Raw genomic sequence first — 16,995 nt, forward strand, 5'->3', positions numbered from 1 at the left:
TTTTTGAGAGAAAAGATCTTATTCGCGGAAGAGCGCTTCGATATTCAGTCCTTGCCCCTGCAGAATTTCCCGCAGGCGACGCAGACCTTCCACCTGGATCTGACGCACACGCTCGCGAGTGAGGCCAATTTCACGGCCCACATCTTCCAGGGTGGCGGCTTCATAACCCAGCAGACCGAAACGACGCGCCAGAACCTCACGCTGCTTGGCGTTCAGTTCGAACAGCCATTTAACGATGCTTTGTTTCATATCATCGTCCTGCGTGGTGTCTTCCGGGCCGTTCTCTTTCTCATCGGCCAGAATATCCAGCAGCGCTTTTTCTGAATCGCCACCCAGCGGGGTATCCACCGAGGTGATGCGCTCGTTCAGACGCAGCATACGGCTGACGTCATCGACCGGTTTGTCCAGCTGTTCGGCAATCTCTTCCGCGCTCGGCTCGTGGTCCAGCTTGTGGGACAACTCGCGCGCGGTACGCAGATAGACGTTCAGCTCTTTGACAATGTGGATCGGCAAACGGATCGTACGGGTTTGGTTCATGATCGCCCGTTCAATGGTCTGACGGATCCACCAGGTCGCATAGGTCGAAAAACGGAACCCACGTTCCGGGTCAAACTTCTCAACGGCGCGGATCAGGCCGAGGTTACCTTCTTCAATCAGATCCAGCAGCGCCAGACCACGATTGCTGTAACGACGGGCAATCTTCACCACCAGACGCAGGTTGCTTTCAATCATGCGACGGCGTGAAGCGACATCACCACGCAGTGCGCGACGCGCGAAATAGACTTCCTCTTCCGCGGTCAGCAGTGGGGAATAACCAATCTCTCCAAGATAAAGCTGAGTGGCGTCAAGCACGCGTTGCGTTGCGCCTTGCGACAGCAGCTCTTCCTCAGCCAGATCGCTATCACTGGGTTCCTCTTCTACTAAGGCCTTCTCGTCGAAAACCTCAATTCCGTTCTCATCAAATTCCGCGTCTTCATTTAAATCATGAACTTTCAGCGTATTCTGACTCATAAAGGTGGCTCCTACCCGTGATCCCTGAGCAAAGCACCTTCCACGGCGCATCAACAAAAGACGCCAGGACGATTTCCCCTACTCCTCTCAGCGAGAGGCGCATAGACACCGCCCTGGCGCCTGTTAGCTAATGCTTCGCTTATCCGTACTTTGCCAAATTATCGCTGCGGTAAGTACTGCAGCGGGTTGACGGATTTCCCCTTGTAACGAATTTCAAAATGTAATCTTGTTGAGCTGGTTCCGGTGCTACCCATGGTAGCGATTTTCTGCCCCGCTTTGACTTCCTGTTGCTCCCGAACCAGCATGGTATCGTTATGAGCGTAGGCACTCAGGTAATCATCGTTGTGTTTGATGATAATAAGATTACCGTAGCCGCGCAGTGCGTTACCGGCATAGACGACGCGCCCATCGGCGGTCGCGACAATAGCCTGTCCCTTACTGCCTGCAATGTCGATACCTTTATTGCCGCCTTCCGCGCCACTAAAGTTCTCGATAACTTTGCCATCAGTCGGCCAGCGCCATGATGAGATCGGCGAACTGGTTGACGTACTGCTTGCAGTCGGCTGGGTTGTGCTCACCGTTGTAGGTGCCGTCACCGGCGCGACAACCGTCGAGGTCGTGGTCGCTGGTTTATTATTAGGCAACATCTTGGTAGCACTTTGTTCACCTGAGGATTCAGAATACGTAATAGTCGGTTGTGAAGCAACCACCGCGGTCGATTTTTGTGCAGAAGTTGTGGTGGCCGTCGCACCGCCGCTCGCCCTTGCGCTGGCCTGAGAAACGGCGTTTTCGCCGGTGATCGGCTGGCCTGAAGCGTTGCCGACCTGCAGCACCTGACCGACGTTCAGGGCGTACGGGGCCGGGACATTGTTGCGTTGCGCCAGGTCACGGAAATCGTTGCCGGTGACCCAGGCGATATAGAACAGGGTGTCGCCGCGTTTGACCGTATAGGTACTGCCGCCGGTATAGCTACCTTTCGGAATATCGCCATATTTGCGGTTGTAAACGATCTTGCCATTCACCGTCTGCACCGGCTCCTGCGCCATTGGCTGCGGCTGAATGGTCTGGGTCTGCACCGGCTGGATCGGCTGCGCCTGAGGAGCAGACTGGACGCCGGAGGATGGCGGCGTAATCAACATGCCGGAATTGGTGCTGGAAGAGGCGGCACCGCCGGCAGAGCTAACCGGCGCAGGCGGATTATTGGTGTTGGTACATCCGGCCAGCCAGAGTGAAACCAGTGAAAGAGCCGCAATACGGCTGACGGTAAATTTGGTGCTTCCCGCGCTCATTTATCCCCCAGGAATATGTTAACTGCCAATATCTTGCTTACCGGGCGACGCCCGGCCAGGACACTGAAAAATGTGTCCACCCTACGCCTAAAGTCAGGCAAAAAAAACCTGGAATAATCCGGGTCTCAGGCCAGCTCCCCTTTCACCAGGGGAACAAAGCGAACGGCCTCGACGGTATCAATGATAAATTCGTTGCCCCGGCGACGGATCCGTTTGAGAAACTGATGCTCCTCGCCGACCGGCAGTACCAGCACGCCGTCGTCATCCAGCTGCGCCAGCAGCGCGGTCGGTATTTCCGGCGGCGCCGCCGTCACAATAATGGCATCAAACGGCGCCCGCGCCTGCCAACCTTGCCACCCATCGCCATGACGGGTTGAAACATTATGTAAATCAAGTTGTTTCAGGCGACGACGCGCCTGCCACTGTAAACTCTTAATTCGCTCTACCGAGCAAACGTGATGCACCAGGTGCGCCAGGATGGCGGTCTGGTAACCGGAACCGGTGCCGATCTCAAGCACCCGCGACTCCGGCGTCAGCGCCAGCAGCTCGGTCATCCGCGCCACCATGTACGGCTGGGAGATGGTTTGCCCCTGGCCAATCGGCAGCGCGGTGTTTTCCCACGCTTTATGTTCAAAGGCTTCATCAACAAATTTTTCGCGCGGGACGCGCGCGATCGCCTCGAGGACACGTTCATCGACGATGCCCTGCGTGCGCAGTTGATTCAACAAACTTTCAACACGTTTACTTACCATTGCCTGTCAACCCCGACACGTTCCAGCCAATCGGTGACCACCTCATGCGCCTGATGGGCGGTTAAATCGACGTGCAATGGCGTAACGGAAACATAGCCTTCATCCACTGCCGCAAAATCGGTGCCCGGCCCGGCGTCGCGCTTATCGCCCGGCGGGCCAATCCAGTAAAGGGTATTGCCGCGCGGATCCTTTTGCGGGATCACCTGGTCGGCAGGATGGCGGTTGCCGCAGCGGGTCACGCGGATACCTTTGATCTGGTCAAGGGGCAGGTCCGGGACATTGACGTTGAGGATCCGCCCGGTGCGCAGCGGTTCACGGCTGAGTCCGCGCAGGAGAGTGCAGGTCACCGCCGCGGCGGTGTCGTAGTGTTGATAGCCATTGAGCGACACGGCCAGCGCGGGGAATCCCAGATGGCGGCCTTCCATCGCCGCCGCCACGGTGCCGGAGTAAATGACGTCATCGCCCAGGTTGGGCCCGGCGTTGATTCCGGAAACGACGATGTCCGGACGCGGGCGCATCAGCGCGTTCACGCCAAGGTAGACGCAGTCCGTCGGCGTCCCCATCTGGACGGCGATATCGCCATTTTCATAGGTAAAGGTGCGCAGTGACGATTCCAGCGTCAGCGAATTCGAAGCCCCGCTGCGGTTACGATCGGGTGCAACCACCTGGACCTCGGCAAACTCCCTTAAGGCCTTCGCCAGGGTCTGTATCCCCGGCGCATGGATCCCGTCATCGTTACTCAGCAATATTCGCATAGTCACCCGTTGTATTGATAAGCTCCCTGACCACGCTGGTGGCGAAGCTGCCCGCCGGCAGCCAGAAACGCAGTTCAACGGTTACATCATCCCACCAGTTCCAGCTCAGCTGCTGCGGATAGAGGAGCATCGCCCGGCGCGCCGCCTCGACTTTCTCCCGCACCAGCAGTGTCTGCAGCAAGGTTTCCTCGGCGATGGCGGCCTGCTCGGCGGCCAGAGCGTCGCGCTGGCTTCCCCAGTCGCCGCTGCCCGGCAGCGCAGCCGTGATCATCAGTTCGCGGTTATGCACCCGCGCCTGCGAAACCTCGAGTTCTTCCGGTGTGACGACAAACCAGCTCCCACGCCCCGCTAATTGTAGCGCATCGCCATCAACAACCTGATTAAATTCCGTTTTTTTTAATCTAATACTGACTTGCTGATTAAACAACGCGCTGCGGGCCGCCGACAACCAAAAACTGCGCTTATTGCGATCGCGCACCGGCGCGCCGCTCTCCGCCCAGCGCAGCGCGCCCTGCAGATTGCTGCCGCCGATGCCAAAGCGCTGAGCGCCGAAATAGTTCGGCACGCCCCGTTCAGCGATGGCCTGCAGACGCGTCTCCACCTCCTGGCGATCGCTTACCTCGCGCAGGATCAGGGTAAACTGGTTGCCCTTCAGCGCGCCTAATCGCAGCTTACGCTTATGGCGGGCATATTCCAGTACCTGGCAGCCCTCGAGCTGAAATTTGCTCAGATCCGGCATCTCTTTGCCGGGCACCCGGGCGCACAGCCACTGCTCGGTGACGGCGTGCTTATCTTTTTGCCCGGCGAAGCTCACTTCACGGGCATGGATTTTGAGGAATTTCGCCAGCGCATCGGCGACAAAGCGTGTATTGCAGCCGTTTTTGAGGATCCGCACCAGCACGTGCTCGCCTTCGCCGTCCGGGGCGAAGCCCAGGTCTTCCACCACCAGGAAATCTTCCGGATTGGCTTTCAGCAGCCCGCTGCTCTGCGGCTTGCCGTGCAGCCAGGTCAGTTGGTCAAAGGCGATCATTTGTCGGCCTTACGCAGCAGCGCGACCGCTTCGCAGGCGATCCCTTCCCCGCGGCCGGTGAAGCCCAGCTTCTCGGTGGTGGTCGCTTTCACGTTGACGTCGTCCATATGGCAGCCGAGATCTTCAGCGATAAAAACGCGCATCTGCGGGATATGCGGCAGCATTTTCGGCGCCTGGGCGATAATGGTGACGTCGACGTTGCCGAGCGTATAGCCTTTGGCCTGAATGCGGCGCCACGCTTCGCGCAGCAGTTCGCGGCTGTCGGCGCCTTTAAACGCCGGATCGGTATCCGGGAACAGCTTGCCAATATCGCCGAGCGCCGCGGCGCCCAGCAGCGCATCGGTCAGCGCATGCAGCGCGACGTCGCCGTCGGAGTGGGCCAGCAGCCCTTTTTCATAAGGAATGCGTACCCCGCCAATGATGATTGGGCCTTCACCGCCAAAAGCGTGTACGTCAAAACCATGTCCAATTCGCATTAAGCTTTCTCCTGGTGTCGGGAACGGGTGAGGTAAAATTCCGCCAGCGCCAGATCTTCCGGACGCGTCACTTTAATATTATCAGCGCGTCCGGCGACCAGCTGCGGATGGAAGCCGCAGTACTCCAGCGCCGAGGCTTCATCGGTGATGGTGGCCCCCTCGTTCAGCGCCCGGGTGAGGCAATCCACCAGCAGCTCGCGAGGGAAAAATTGCGGGGTGAGCGCGTGCCACAGGTCATTACGATCGACGGTATGGGCGACGGCGGTTTTGCCCGGCTCGGCGCGCTTCATGGTGTCGCGCACCGGCGCTGCGAGGATCCCGCCGACGCGGCTGGTTTCACAGAGTGCCAGCAGGCGGCTGAGGTCATCCTGATGCAGGCAGGGGCGCGCGGCGTCATGCACCAGCACCCACTGCGCCTCCGGCAACGCCTGCAGGCCGGCGAGCACCGAATCGGCGCGCTCGGCGCCGCCATCCACGACGGTAATTTGCGGGTGCTGGGCCAGCGGCAGCTGGCTGAAGCGCCGATCGCCGGGGCTGACGGCAATCACCACGCGCTGGACGCGCGGATCCGCCAGCAGCGCGGCGACCGCATGTTCGAGAATCGTTTTGTTACCGATTGAGAGATATTGTTTCGGGCATTCCGTTTGCATGCGGCGGCCGAAACCGGCTGCCGGCACCACGGCGCAAATGCCCGGAAAAGTGGCTGCCATGTTGTAATCCTGGGCCTGGTTATCGATTGTTCTGCTGTTGCCCCGATGCCTGGTTGCGTTTAGACGCATCCGGTACCAGACGATAGAAGGTTTCGCCCGGGCGGGTCATGCTGAGTTCATTGCGCGCACGCTCCTCGATCGCTTCCTGACCGCCGTTGAGGTCGTCAATTTCGGCAAACAGCTGATCGTTGCGTGCTTTTAATTTGGCGTTAGTCGCCTGCTGGGCGGTGACGTCGTCGTTAACCCGCGTGTAGTCATGCAGGCCGTTTTTACCGAACCACAGCGAATACTGTAGCCAGACCAGCAAAGCTAATAATAGCAGCGTTAGTTTACCCATCCTGCCCCCTGAAAAACGGCATCATCATCCCAAAACTCGCCCGGGTACGCTACCGGGGCGCGCGGACGATGCCGCGTAACGCGGGGACTGTACCATATTTTTGCTGCTGATACCCATGCTTGATTCATACCAGAAACGGGTTATCCCAACAGCCAGAGGAAGAGGAGCGCAAACATCAGCCCGACGGTCAGGATGGTCGCGCTGGCGCTATAGAGCAGTTTGCCATTGAGCAGAGAGTGCAGCGCAATACCGACCACCACCGCCACCGGCATCAACGCAAGGAAGAATGGCCAGGTGTAGAGGAGGAAGAAAAGTGTATTACTGCCATAGAGAAGGAAGGGAATACCCAGCGCCAGCAGCCATGAAATAAAGCCCACGGCAGCGCCCGACAAAGACCAGGTGGTCTCGTCGCCGGTCGCCGGAGGCGGTTCTGAACGAATAATACTGAGGTTCTGGGTATTGCGCATATCGAATCCTGTAGACCGGGCAACCGGCACCCCTCGATGCCGCTGCCGTTTCAGGATCTGATAATATCGCTCTGTTGCAGCAGGTCTAATAGTTGGTGCACCAAATTTGTTACCAATTGTTCACCATCCAGATGAATTTCCGCCTTTTCCGGTGCCTCATAGACCGAGTCTATACCGGTGAAATTGCGTAATTCCCCTGCCCGCGCCTTCTTATACAATCCTTTCGGATCCCGCGCCTCGCAGATGGCCAGCGGGGTATCGACGAACACTTCGATAAAGCGTCCCTCCCCCAGGCGCTCGCGCACCATCTGTCGCTCCGCGCGGTGCGGAGATATAAATGCCGTCAATACAACCAGCCCGGCATCGACCATCAGCCTGGCCACTTCACCGACGCGGCGAATGTTCTCTTTGCGATCCTCATCACTGAATCCCAGGTCGCTGCACAAGCCATGACGTACGTTATCGCCGTCCAGCAGATAGGTGCTGACGCCGCGCTCATGCAAGGCCTCTTCCAGCGCCCCGGCGACAGTGGATTTACCCGACCCCGAAAGGCCGGTAAACCACAGCACCACGCCGCGATGGCCGTGATGCTGTTCCCGCTGCTGCTGGGTCACAGGATGGGCATGCCAGACGACGTTTTCGTCATGCTGGGCCATTATTTGCCTCCCAGCAGGTCGCGGGCGTCCCAGTGCGGGAAGTGTTTGCGGATCAGCTGGTTCAGTTCCAGCTCGAAAGCGCTGTACTGCGATGCCGACGTCGGCGCCTGCAGGTGCGGCTCGTTGACCATCCCGGCGCCGACGGTGACGTTGGTCAGACGATCGATAAAGATAAGCCCGCCGGTCACTGGGTTTTGCTGATAGGGATCCAGCACTAAAGGTTCGTCAAAGGTCAGCTCCACCAGCCCGATGCCGTTCAGCGGCAGAGACTCGACTTCACGCTGGGTCAGGTTGTTAATATCCACCTGGTAACGGATAGCATCCACGCGGGCGCGGGTCTTCTTACCGGCGATTTTGATGTCGTAGCTCTGCCCCGGGGTCAACGCCTGCTCGGCCATCCACACCACGTCGATGCTGGCGCTTTGCACCGCCGGCAGCGTGGCTTGCGCGTCAACCAGCAGGTCGCCGCGGCTGATGTCGATTTCATCTTTCAGCACAATGGTAATGGCTTCCCCGGCGGCGGCTTCCTGCAGATCGCCGTCGAAGGTGACGATACGCGCCACGCTCGACTCGACGCCCGACGGCAGCACCTTCAGACGCTGGCCGACCTGCACGGTGCCGGAGGCGACCGTACCGGAGAAGCCGCGGAAATCGAGGTTCGGACGGTTAACATACTGCACCGGGAAGCGCAGCGGTTGGCTCTCCACTACCCGTTGGATCTCCACCGTTTCGAGGACTTCCAGCAGAGTCGGGCCGCTGTACCACGGCATGTTCGCGCTCTGGCTGGCGACATTATCGCCCTCCAGCGCCGACAGCGGCACAAAGCGAATATCGAGGTTGCCCGGCAGCTGCTCGGCAAAAGTCAGGTAAGCTTCACGGATCTCGTTGAAACGCGCTTCGCTAAACTCGACGAGATCCATTTTGTTGACCGCCACCACCAGGTGTTTAATGCCCAGCAGGGTGGAGATAAAGCTGTGACGGCGGGTCTGGTCGAGCACGCCTTTACGCGCGTCGATCAGCAGGATCGCCAGATCGCAAGTGGACGCGCCGGTAGCCATATTGCGGGTGTACTGCTCGTGCCCCGGGGTGTCGGCGATGATAAATTTGCGTTTTTCCGTCGAGAAGTAGCGATAGGCCACGTCGATGGTGATGCCCTGCTCGCGCTCGGCCTGCAGGCCATCCACCAGCAGCGCCAGGTCCAGTTTTTCACCCTGGGTGCCGTGACGCTTGCTGTCGTTGTGCAGCGAAGAGAGCTGATCTTCATAGATCTGGCGGGTATCGTGCAGCAGACGGCCAATCAGGGTGCTTTTACCGTCATCGACGCTGCCGCAGGTCAGAAAACGCAGCAGGCTCTTGTGCTGTTGCGCGTGCAGATAAGCTTCTACGCCGCCTTCATTGGCAATTTGTTGGGCAATGGTCGTGTTCATGGCGGCTCCTTAGAAATAACCCTGACGTTTCTTCAGCTCCATCGAGCCGGCCTGGTCGCGATCGATGACGCGCCCCTGACGTTCGCTGGTGGTGGATACCAGCATCTCTTCAATAATTTCCGGCAGCGTCTGCGCTTCAGACTCCACCGCGCCGGTCAGCGGCCAGCAGCCGAGGGTACGGAAACGCACCATCCGTTTTTCAATCACTTCGCCCGGCTGCAGATCGATACGGTCGTCGTCGATCATCATCAGCATGCCGTCGCGCTCCAGCACCGGGCGCTCAGCGGCCAGATACAGCGGCACGATTTCGATGTTTTCCAGATAGATGTACTGCCAGATATCCAGCTCGGTCCAGTTGGAGAGCGGGAAGACGCGGATGCTTTCGCCTTTGTTAATCTGGCCGTTGTAGTTGTGCCACAGTTCCGGACGCTGGTTTTTCGGGTCCCAGCGGTGGAAGCGGTCGCGGAAGGAGTAGATGCGCTCTTTAGCGCGGGATTTCTCCTCATCACGCCGCGCGCCGCCGAATGCGGCGTCAAAGCCGTATTTGTTCAGCGCCTGCTTCAGCCCTTCGGTTTTCATGATATCGGTATGCTTGGCGCTGCCGTGGACGAACGGGTTGATGCCCATCGCCACCCCTTCCGGGTTTTTATGCACCAGCAGCTCGCAGCCATAGGCTTTGGCGGTACGGTCGCGGAACTCATACATCTCACGGAATTTCCAGCCGGTATCGACGTGCAGCAGCGGGAACGGCAGGGTTCCCGGATAAAACGCTTTGCGCGCCAGATGCAGCATTACGCTGGAATCTTTCCCGATGGAGTACATCATCACCGGGTTAGAAAATTCGGCGGCCACCTCACGAATAATATGGATGCTTTCCGCCTCCAGTTGCCGCAGGTGAGTGAGTCGTTTTTGGTCCATAACCGTTCCTTAAGCCAGATTGACCACCGAAGAGTTAAACCCCTCGGCGGATGATGTATGTTGAAACCAGGCGAGCTGCTGATGCAGCTGCACCACTTCGCCGACCACCAGCAGGGCGGGCATCGGGGCGTCTTTCGCCAGGTGTTCGAGTTGTTGCAATGTGCCGGTTATCGTCTGCTGATCGTCACGGGTACCGCGGGAAATCACCGCTACCGGCGTATTGCTGTCGCGACCGTGGGCGATCAGCTGGGCGCTGATTTCCGCCGCCTTCATGGTGCCCATGTAAATGGCCAACGTCTGTTGGCTCTTCGCCAGCAGCGCCCAGTCGAAGGGAGCGCTGTCCGGCTTATAGTGCCCGGTGACAAAGACGGCGCTTTGCGCATAATCGCGATGGGTCAGTGGAATACCGGCGTAGGCCGTCGCGCCGGCGGCGGCAGTGACGCCAGGCACCACCTGGAACGGGATGCCCGCGGCGGCGGCAGCCTGCAGCTCTTCTGCGCCGCGGCCAAAAATAAACGGATCCCCGCCCTTCAGACGCACGACGGTTTTCCCCGCCTTCGCCGCCTCCACCAGCAGCTGATTGGTTTCATGCTGCGGCACCGAGTGCTCGCCGGCGCGCTTACCGACGCAAACCAGCTCGGCATCGCGGCGCACCAGCTCGAGAACCGGCTGGGTCACCAGATGGTCGTGGAAAACCACGTCCGCCTGCTGGATCGCCTGCAAACCACGCAGCGTCAGCAGCCCGGCATCGCCCGGTCCGGCCCCCACCAGAATAATTTCACCTGTTTCGCGTTCAGGCTTATCCAGCTCATCCTGCAGCGCTTTTTCCGCCTCCGCAGCGTTGCCCGCCACCATCAGGCTGGCGAAGCGGCCGGTAAAGACCCGCTCCCAAAAGCGGCGACGCGCTTCGGTGGTCGTCAGACGGGTTTTCAGATGATTGCGCCAGTAGCTCGCCGATTCCGCCAGACGCCCGAGGTTCGTCGGCAGCAGCGCTTCGATTTTTTCGCGCAGAATACGCGACAGCACCGGCGCTTTCCCGCTGGAGGAGATCGCCACCAGCAGCGGCGAACGGTCGACGATAGAAGGGAAGACAAACGAGCAGAGCGCCTGGTTATCCACTACGTTGACCAGCCGGTAGCGCGCGTTAGCCGCCGCAAACACCCGCTGGTTAAGCGCCTCGTCCTCCGTGGCGGCAATCACCAGAAAGACATCATCCACCAGAGCGTCGCTAAATTCCGTCGCCCGCCAGCTAAGCGCCTGGCGCGCCGCCAGATCGGCCAGCGCCGGAGACAGCGTCCCGGCGACCACCTGCACCTGCGCCTGGGCGCGCAGCAGAAACTTGATCTTGCGTTCGGCAATCTCTCCGCCGCCGATCACCAGCACGGGCCTTTGTTTCAGTTCGGCAAAAAGGGGCAAGTAATCCACGGGGTAACAACTCTCTTACAATCAGCGATACTGCGACTATAGGGTGCGCCTTAGAGCAAATGAAATTACGAAATGGAATGAGTTGTGACACAAAGGAATAACGCGGTGGAAATCTAAATATCAAAAAGTGCTTAACACGCTATTTTTCCGCTATTTAAGAGCAATTGAAATTGTTTAACCGCGGTCACAGTTTCATACTGTACGCGTCAAATTGTCTCGTTCGTGTAAGGACCCCTTATGTTTTCCGCGTTGTGCCGCCGTCTGCTTCCGCTGGCGCTCGGCACCGGTTTTGTTTTCGCCGCCGCCCCCGCATTCAGCGCGCTGGGCGACACCGCCAGTAGTCAGGCTCGCCATATCGCCACCGTCTTCCCGGGACGAATGACCGGAACGCCCCCGGAAATGCTCTCAGCTGACTATCTGCGCCAGCAGTTCGCCCGGATGGGCTATCAAAGCGACGTGCGGAGCTTCAATACCCGCTACATCTATACCGACAGCAACCAGCGTAAAAACTGGCATAACGTCACCGGCAGTACGGTGATCGCCGCCCATGAAGGCCAGTCTCGCCAGCAAATCATCATCATGGCGCACCTCGATACCTACGCGCCGCAGAGCGATAAAGACGTCGAAAACAACCTCGGCGGCCTGACGCTGCAGGGAATTGACGACAACGCGATGGGGCTCGGGGTGATGCTGGAGCTGGCGGAGCATTTACAGAACGTCCCCACCCGCTATGGCATTCGCTTTATCGCCACCAGCGGCGAAGAGGAAGGTCGTCTCGGCGCGCAAAACCTGCTGCAGCGGATGAGCGAGGCGGAAAAGAAAAATACCCTGCTGGTGATCAATCTCGATAACCTGGTGGTGGGCGATAAGCTTTACTTTAACAGCGGCCGCCGCACGCCGGCCTCGGTGCGCAAGCTGACCCGCGATCGCGCGCTGGCTATCGCCCGCAGCAAAGGCATCGCCGCCTACACTAATCCGGGACTCAATCCGGCTTACCCGAAAGGCACCAGCTGCTGTAATGACGCCAGCGTCTTCGACAACGCGGGGATCCCGGTGCTGTCGGTCGAAGCGACCAACTGGTCATTAGGCAAGAAAGATGGCTATCAGCAGCGGAGCAAATCGCGCAGCTTCCCGCAGGGAATCAGCTGGCATGACGTTCAGCTGGATAATCAGCAATATATCGACAACGCGCTGCCGGGACGGATCGAGCATCGCGGGCGCGATGTCGTGAAAGTGATGCTGCCGCTGGTGAAAGAGCTGGCGAAGGTGGAGAAGAAAAGCTGACGGATGTAAATGAACACGCGGCATCACCCGCGTGTTCTCTTTCACACTATTCCCTGAGGAAGCGCTAATCAACCCTCGTGCAATCCGCACTCGCGTTTAAGCCCGAAGAACCGGGTCTCTTCTTCTGCCATGCCCGGCTCCCATTTGCGGGTGGTGTGGGTATCGCCTACCGACAGATACCCCTGATCCCACAGCGGATGGTATTTCAGCCCATGCTTTTGCAGATACTGATACACCGTCCGGTTATCCCAGTCGATAATCGGCAACACCTTGAACACCCCGCGCTGGACCGCCAGCACCGGAAGCGTCGCCCGACTGCCCGACTGCTCGCGGCGCAGACCGGCAAACCACGTCTGCGCGTTTAGCTCTTTCAGCGCCCGGTTCATCGGTTCAACCTTGTTGATCTCATTGTATTTCTCAATGCCCTCAACGCCCTGCTCCCACAGCTTGCCGTAGCGCGCCTCCTGCCAGGCCGCGCTTTCGGCCGCGCGGTAGACCTTCAGGTTCAGCTTGAGCTTGTCCGTCAGCTCGTCAATAAACTGGTAGGTTTCCGGGAACAGGTAACCGGTATCGGTAAGGATCACCGGAATGTCCGGGCGGATCTGGTTCACCAGGTGCAAACTCACCGCCGCCTGAATGCCAAAGCTTGACGACAGCACATAGTCTCCCGGCAGGTTTTCCAGCGCCCAGGCCACACGCCCTTCGGCGTCGAGCTTTTCCAGCTGGGCGTTGGTTTCCGCGAGTGCCAGAATGCGTTCCACTTTCGGCAATGCATTAAGCGCGTGTAGATCGAGTACGGACATAAGAACCTCGTTTGCCTGTTTTGCCGGGCGGCACTGCGTTTGCCCGGCCTACGGGTTTTACAGGCCCGGATCGCTACGCGCCACCGGGCACCAGGATGTTACTCCCAGAAATCGCGGGCTGGATCGAGCACCGGGCGAATGATGCCCGCACGCACCGTAAAGTCGCCGAAGCCTTCACCCGCTTCGCGCTCTTTCGCCCAGCGCCCAACCAGTTGGTCTAGCGAGTCGAGAATTTCCGACTCGGTAATGTTCTCCCGGTACATCCGCGGGATGCGGGTGCCGCTGCGGTTACCGCCGATGTGCAGGTTATAGCGGCCTGGCGCTTTCCCCACCAGCCCCACTTCCGCCAGCATCGCGCGGCCGCAGCCGTTCGGACAGCCGGTGACGCGGGTGACGATATGCTCATCGCTCACGCCATGCTTGCTCATCACCCCTTCCACCTTGTCGATAAACGACGGCAGGAAACGCTCGGCTTCCGCCATCGCCAGCGGGCAGGTCGGGAAGGAGACGCAGGCCATTGAGTTTTCGCGCTGCGGGGTGACGGCATTCATCAGACCATGATCCCGCGCCAGCTTCTCGATCCGCGCCTTCTGATCTTCCGGTACGCTGGCGACGATCAGGTTCTGATTGGCGGTGATGCGGAATTCGCCCTGATGGATCTTAGCAATCTCCAGCAGACCGGTTTTCAGCGGGCGCCCCGGATAATCCAGAATGCGGCCGTTTTCAATAAACAGCGTCAGGTGCCATTTATCATCAATCCCCTTCACCCAGCCGATGCGGTCGCCGCGGCCAGTGAATTCGTACGGGCGGATCGGCTCAAACTTAATGCCTGCCCGGCGCTCCACTTCCGCCTTAAAGGTTTTAACGCCAACGCGCTCAAGGGTGTACTTGGTTTTCGCATTCTTACGGTCGGTACGGTTCCCCCAGTCGCGCTGGGTAGTCACGACCGCTTCCGCCACCGCCAGAGTATGCTCCAGTGGCAGATAACCGAATTCGCTCGCCGTGCGGGCGTAGGTTTTTTTGTTACCGTGTTCGATAGAAAGACCGCCGCCCACCAGCAGGTTAAAGCCCACCAGCTTGCCGTTTTCGGCGATCGCCACGAAGTTCATGTCGTTGGCGTGCAGATCGATATCGTTCTGCGGCGGGATCACCACCGTGGTTTTAAACTTACGCGGCAGATAGGTCTGACCGAGGATCGGCTCTTCGTCAGTGGTGGCGACCTTTTTCTGATCCAGCCAGATCTCGGCATAGGCGCGGGTGCGCGGCAGCAAATGCTCGGAGATCTTTTTCGCCCACTCGTAGGCCTCAGCGTGGAGCTGCGATTCGTACGGGTTGGAGGTGCACAGCACGTTACGGTTCATATCGTTGGCGGTGGCCAGCGCGTCCAGCCCCACCGAGTGCAGCATCTGATGCACCGGCTTGACGTTCTTTTTCAGAATGCCGTGAAACTGGAAAGTCTGCCGGTTGGTCAGGCGAATACTGCCGTAAATGGTGTTCTCGGCGGCAAACTTATCGATCGCCTTCCACTGGGTGGTGGTGATCACCCCGCCCGGCAGACGGCAGCGCAGGAGCATCGCATGACGCGGCTCCAGCTTCTGAGCGGCGCGCTCCGCGCGGATATCGCGATCGTCCTGCTGGTACATACCGTGGAAACGGATCAGCAGGAAGTTATCGCCTTTAAAACCGCCGGTCAGACCGTCGTTTAAATCTTCCGCAATGGTGCCGCGCAGGTAGTTGCTCTCGAGCTTCATACGCTCGGCATCGGTCAGTTTACCTTCGACCACTAAAGGCCCCGGATGTTTTTCGCTCATTAGTAGACATCTCGCTGATAACGGCGCTCAACGCGCAGCTCACTTAAAAATTCGTCCGCCGCTTCGGCGTCCATCGCGCCGTATTCGGCTATCACTTCCAGTAAAGTCTGTTCCACGTCTTTCGCCATACGATTGGCGTCGCCGCAGACATAAATGTGGGCGCCATCATTGATCCAGCGCCACAGCTCGGCCCCCTGCTCACGCAGTTTGTCCTGCACATAGATTTTTTGTTGTTGATCGCGGGACCAGGCCAGATCGATACGGGTCAGCAGACCCTCTTTCACATAGCTCTGCCACTCCACCTGATAGAGGAAATCTTCGGTGAAGTGCGGGTTGCCGAAGAACAGCCAGTTCTTACCTGGCGCCCCGTCCGCTGCGCGCTGCTGCATGAAGGCGCGGAACGGCGCAATACCGGTGCCCGGGCCAATCATGATCACCGGCGTCTCCGGGTTAGCCGGCAGACGGAAGTTGTCGTTGTGCTCGATAAAGACGCGGACTTCGCCATCCTCTTCCACGCGGTCGGCGAGGAAGCTGGAGGCGCCGCCAGCCCGGGCGCGGCCTTCGATGTCATAGCGCACCACGCCCACGGTGACATGCACTTCGCTCTCCACTTCCGCCTGCGAGGAGGCAATAGAGTACAGACGCGGCGTCAGCGGGCGCAGCAGACCGATTAACGCCTCGGCGTCCAGCTGCGCTGGGGAGAAACGGACCATATCGACGATCGGCGTCGCGGCGGCATACTGCTGCAGTTGAGCTTTATCGCCCACCAGCGGCAGCAGCGATTCGCTGCGGGTCAGGGTGGCGTAGTTTTCGACGATAGTCGCGGTGTTAACCGTCAGCTCAAAATGCCACTGCAGGGCTTCCGCCAGCGGCAGGGTTTTGCCCTCGACGGTCACCGGCTCGTCGCCTTTCAGCCACAGCAGCTCCACCAGCTCTTTCACCAGCTGAGGATCGTTTTGATACCAGACGCCCAGGGCGTCGCCCGGCTGATAGCGCAGACCGGAATCACCGAGGTCAATTTCGATATGGCGTACATCTTTTTCTGAATCGCGGCCGGTGATTTTCTGGTTGACCGACAGGGTCGCCGTCAGCGGAGCCTCTTTGGTGTAGGGACTGGTGTGAATGTCGTTCACTGCGCCGCTGGCTGACAGCTGAGCGGGCGCGGCGACCGGCGCACGGGCCTTAAGCACCTCAACGACGCGCGCGCGCCATTCAGCGGCCGCGGCCTGATATTCAACGTCGGCGTCGACGCGATCGAGCAGGCGTTCCGCGCCAAGTTCGGCCAGCTTGCTGTCGAAATCTTTGCCGGACTGGCAGAAGAATTCATAAGAGGTATCGCCGAGGCCAAAGACGGCGAATGCGGTCCCGTCCAGCTTCGGCGCTTTCTTCGAGAACAGGAACTTATGCAATGCGACCGCTTCTTCCGGCGGCTCACCTTCCCCCTGGGTGGAGGTCACGACCACCAGCAGTTTTTCAGCAGCAATTTGTTTGAATTTATAATCGCCTGCATTCACCAGCTTCACGTTCAGCTTCGCCGCCAGCAGATCGTCGCGCAGCGCTTCGGCGACGCGGCGAGCGTTGCCGGTTTGCGAAGCGGAAATCAGCGTGATCGTCGGGACCTCGGCGGCCGGGGCGGGAACGGCGGCTGCCGCGCCGGACTGCTGATTCAGCACGCCCCAGAAATAGCCAGACACCCAGGCGAGCTGAGTGGGCGTGAAGTCAGTGGTGGCCGCCTGAAGGCGCGCCAGTTGCTCCGGGTTGAGCGGCAGCAAGTTGGAAGGTGGGGCCTGTGTCGTCATGCGTCGTTTGTTCCAGTAAGCAAAGCTGTTATTCGCACCCTGTCA

Annotated in this window: 17 protein-coding genes; 1 reads left to right on the plus strand and 16 read right to left on the minus strand. The window is 59.3% G+C overall.

Annotated features, from left to right (window positions below; genetic code table 11):
* Window positions 1-18: 18 nt before the first annotated feature.
* From rpoS to cysG, 13 genes are all read right to left on the minus strand, one after another.
* Entirely contained in the window at window positions 19-1,011 is a 993-nt protein-coding gene (gene rpoS / locus K5R89_RS10720) for an RNA polymerase sigma factor RpoS (RefSeq protein WP_002915106.1), read from the minus strand.
* 158 nt (window positions 1,012-1,169) lie between these two features.
* The gene (gene nlpD, locus K5R89_RS10725; protein WP_023290819.1) at window positions 1,170-2,300 is read right to left on the minus strand and encodes a murein hydrolase activator NlpD; all 1,131 of its coding nucleotides are present in this window, start codon (window positions 2,298-2,300) and stop codon (window positions 1,170-1,172) included.
* A 125-nt stretch (window positions 2,301-2,425) separates the two neighbouring features.
* Window positions 2,426-3,052, minus strand: a complete 627-nt coding sequence (locus K5R89_RS10730; RefSeq protein WP_023290820.1) for a protein-L-isoaspartate(D-aspartate) O-methyltransferase — start codon at window positions 3,050-3,052, stop codon at window positions 2,426-2,428.
* Window positions 3,046-3,807 (minus strand): 5'/3'-nucleotidase SurE, encoded by a 762-nt coding sequence (gene surE, locus K5R89_RS10735; RefSeq protein ID WP_004205600.1) that lies wholly within the window; start codon window positions 3,805-3,807, stop codon window positions 3,046-3,048. The genes K5R89_RS10730 and surE overlap by 7 nt, the downstream gene beginning before the upstream one ends.
* Entirely contained in the window at window positions 3,788-4,837 is a 1,050-nt protein-coding gene (truD, locus tag K5R89_RS10740; protein ID WP_032453903.1) for a tRNA pseudouridine(13) synthase TruD, read from the minus strand. The genes surE and truD overlap by 20 nt, the downstream gene beginning before the upstream one ends.
* Window positions 4,834-5,313 (minus strand): 2-C-methyl-D-erythritol 2,4-cyclodiphosphate synthase, encoded by a 480-nt coding sequence (gene ispF, locus K5R89_RS10745; RefSeq protein WP_004181093.1) that lies wholly within the window; start codon window positions 5,311-5,313, stop codon window positions 4,834-4,836. The genes truD and ispF overlap by 4 nt, the downstream gene beginning before the upstream one ends.
* Window positions 5,313-6,023, minus strand: a complete 711-nt coding sequence (ispD, locus tag K5R89_RS10750) for a 2-C-methyl-D-erythritol 4-phosphate cytidylyltransferase (RefSeq protein WP_017899180.1) — start codon at window positions 6,021-6,023, stop codon at window positions 5,313-5,315. The genes ispF and ispD overlap by 1 nt, the downstream gene beginning before the upstream one ends.
* 19 nt (window positions 6,024-6,042) lie before the next feature.
* Window positions 6,043-6,360 carry a cell division protein FtsB gene (gene ftsB, locus K5R89_RS10755; protein ID WP_002915156.1) on the minus strand — a complete coding sequence of 106 codons (318 nt, stop codon included), beginning with the start codon at window positions 6,358-6,360 and terminating at the stop codon, window positions 6,043-6,045.
* A gap of 140 nt (window positions 6,361-6,500) precedes the next feature.
* Window positions 6,501-6,827, minus strand: a complete 327-nt coding sequence (locus K5R89_RS10760) for a DUF3561 family protein (RefSeq protein WP_004205590.1) — start codon at window positions 6,825-6,827, stop codon at window positions 6,501-6,503.
* A gap of 50 nt (window positions 6,828-6,877) precedes the next feature.
* Window positions 6,878-7,483, minus strand: a complete 606-nt coding sequence (gene cysC / locus K5R89_RS10765) for an adenylyl-sulfate kinase (protein ID WP_002915158.1) — start codon at window positions 7,481-7,483, stop codon at window positions 6,878-6,880.
* Window positions 7,483-8,910: a sulfate adenylyltransferase subunit CysN gene (cysN, locus tag K5R89_RS10770; protein WP_023290822.1), complete on the minus strand. Its 1,428-nt coding sequence runs from the start codon at window positions 8,908-8,910 to the stop codon at window positions 7,483-7,485. The genes cysC and cysN overlap by 1 nt, the downstream gene beginning before the upstream one ends.
* 9 nt (window positions 8,911-8,919) lie before the next feature.
* Entirely contained in the window at window positions 8,920-9,828 is a 909-nt protein-coding gene (cysD, locus tag K5R89_RS10775; RefSeq protein ID WP_002915160.1) for a sulfate adenylyltransferase subunit CysD, read from the minus strand.
* 9 nt (window positions 9,829-9,837) lie between these two features.
* Entirely contained in the window at window positions 9,838-11,244 is a 1,407-nt protein-coding gene (gene cysG / locus K5R89_RS10780; protein WP_072096587.1) for a siroheme synthase CysG, read from the minus strand.
* Window positions 11,245-11,490: 246 nt separating this feature from the next.
* On the opposite strand from cysG, the gene K5R89_RS10785 reads away from it, so the two are divergent.
* Complete coding sequence (locus tag K5R89_RS10785; protein WP_117145586.1) at window positions 11,491-12,537, plus strand: aminopeptidase; 1,047 nt, start codon at window positions 11,491-11,493, stop codon at window positions 12,535-12,537.
* Between the two features lie 68 nt (window positions 12,538-12,605).
* Here K5R89_RS10785 and cysH read toward each other — a convergent pair whose 3' ends face one another.
* The 3 genes from cysH to cysJ form a co-directional block, all read right to left on the minus strand.
* Window positions 12,606-13,340 (minus strand): phosphoadenosine phosphosulfate reductase, encoded by a 735-nt coding sequence (cysH, locus tag K5R89_RS10790; protein WP_050533561.1) that lies wholly within the window; start codon window positions 13,338-13,340, stop codon window positions 12,606-12,608.
* 98 nt (window positions 13,341-13,438) lie between these two features.
* Entirely contained in the window at window positions 13,439-15,151 is a 1,713-nt protein-coding gene (cysI, locus tag K5R89_RS10795) for an assimilatory sulfite reductase (NADPH) hemoprotein subunit (protein WP_217259448.1), read from the minus strand.
* The gene (gene cysJ, locus K5R89_RS10800) at window positions 15,151-16,950 is read right to left on the minus strand and encodes an NADPH-dependent assimilatory sulfite reductase flavoprotein subunit (RefSeq protein WP_023290824.1); all 1,800 of its coding nucleotides are present in this window, start codon (window positions 16,948-16,950) and stop codon (window positions 15,151-15,153) included. Before cysJ ends, cysI begins: the two co-directional genes overlap by 1 nt.
* Between the last annotated feature and the right edge of the window lie 45 nt (window positions 16,951-16,995).

This window comes from Klebsiella sp. TF21-TM (genome assembly GCF_019753495.1).
GTDB lineage: Bacteria > Pseudomonadota > Gammaproteobacteria > Enterobacterales > Enterobacteriaceae > Klebsiella > Klebsiella quasipneumoniae.

Coding starts and splice junctions, on each gene's coding strand:
- rpoS (WP_002915106.1), bottom strand. CDS start 1,011: ATGAGTCAGAATACGCTGAAAGTTCATGATTTAAATGAAGACGCGGAA.
- nlpD (WP_023290819.1), bottom strand. CDS start 2,300: ATGAGCGCGGGAAGCACCAAATTTACCGTCAGCCGTATTGCGGCTCTT.
- K5R89_RS10730 (WP_023290820.1), bottom strand. CDS start 3,052: ATGGTAAGTAAACGTGTTGAAAGTTTGTTGAATCAACTGCGCACGCAG.
- surE (WP_004205600.1), bottom strand. CDS start 3,807: ATGCGAATATTGCTGAGTAACGATGACGGGATCCATGCGCCGGGGATA.
- truD (WP_032453903.1), bottom strand. CDS start 4,837: ATGATCGCCTTTGACCAACTGACCTGGCTGCACGGCAAGCCGCAGAGC.
- ispF (WP_004181093.1), bottom strand. CDS start 5,313: ATGCGAATTGGACATGGTTTTGACGTACACGCTTTTGGCGGTGAAGGC.
- ispD (WP_017899180.1), bottom strand. CDS start 6,023: ATGGCAGCCACTTTTCCGGGCATTTGCGCCGTGGTGCCGGCAGCCGGT.
- ftsB (WP_002915156.1), bottom strand. CDS start 6,360: ATGGGTAAACTAACGCTGCTATTATTAGCTTTGCTGGTCTGGCTACAG.
- K5R89_RS10760 (WP_004205590.1), bottom strand. CDS start 6,827: ATGCGCAATACCCAGAACCTCAGTATTATTCGTTCAGAACCGCCTCCG.
- cysC (WP_002915158.1), bottom strand. CDS start 7,483: ATGGCCCAGCATGACGAAAACGTCGTCTGGCATGCCCATCCTGTGACC.
- cysN (WP_023290822.1), bottom strand. CDS start 8,910: ATGAACACGACCATTGCCCAACAAATTGCCAATGAAGGCGGCGTAGAA.
- cysD (WP_002915160.1), bottom strand. CDS start 9,828: ATGGACCAAAAACGACTCACTCACCTGCGGCAACTGGAGGCGGAAAGC.
- K5R89_RS10785 (WP_117145586.1), top strand. CDS start 11,491: ATGTTTTCCGCGTTGTGCCGCCGTCTGCTTCCGCTGGCGCTCGGCACC.
- cysH (WP_050533561.1), bottom strand. CDS start 13,340: ATGTCCGTACTCGATCTACACGCGCTTAATGCATTGCCGAAAGTGGAA.
- cysI (WP_217259448.1), bottom strand. CDS start 15,151: ATGAGCGAAAAACATCCGGGGCCTTTAGTGGTCGAAGGTAAACTGACC.
- cysJ (WP_023290824.1), bottom strand. CDS start 16,950: ATGACGACACAGGCCCCACCTTCCAACTTGCTGCCGCTCAACCCGGAG.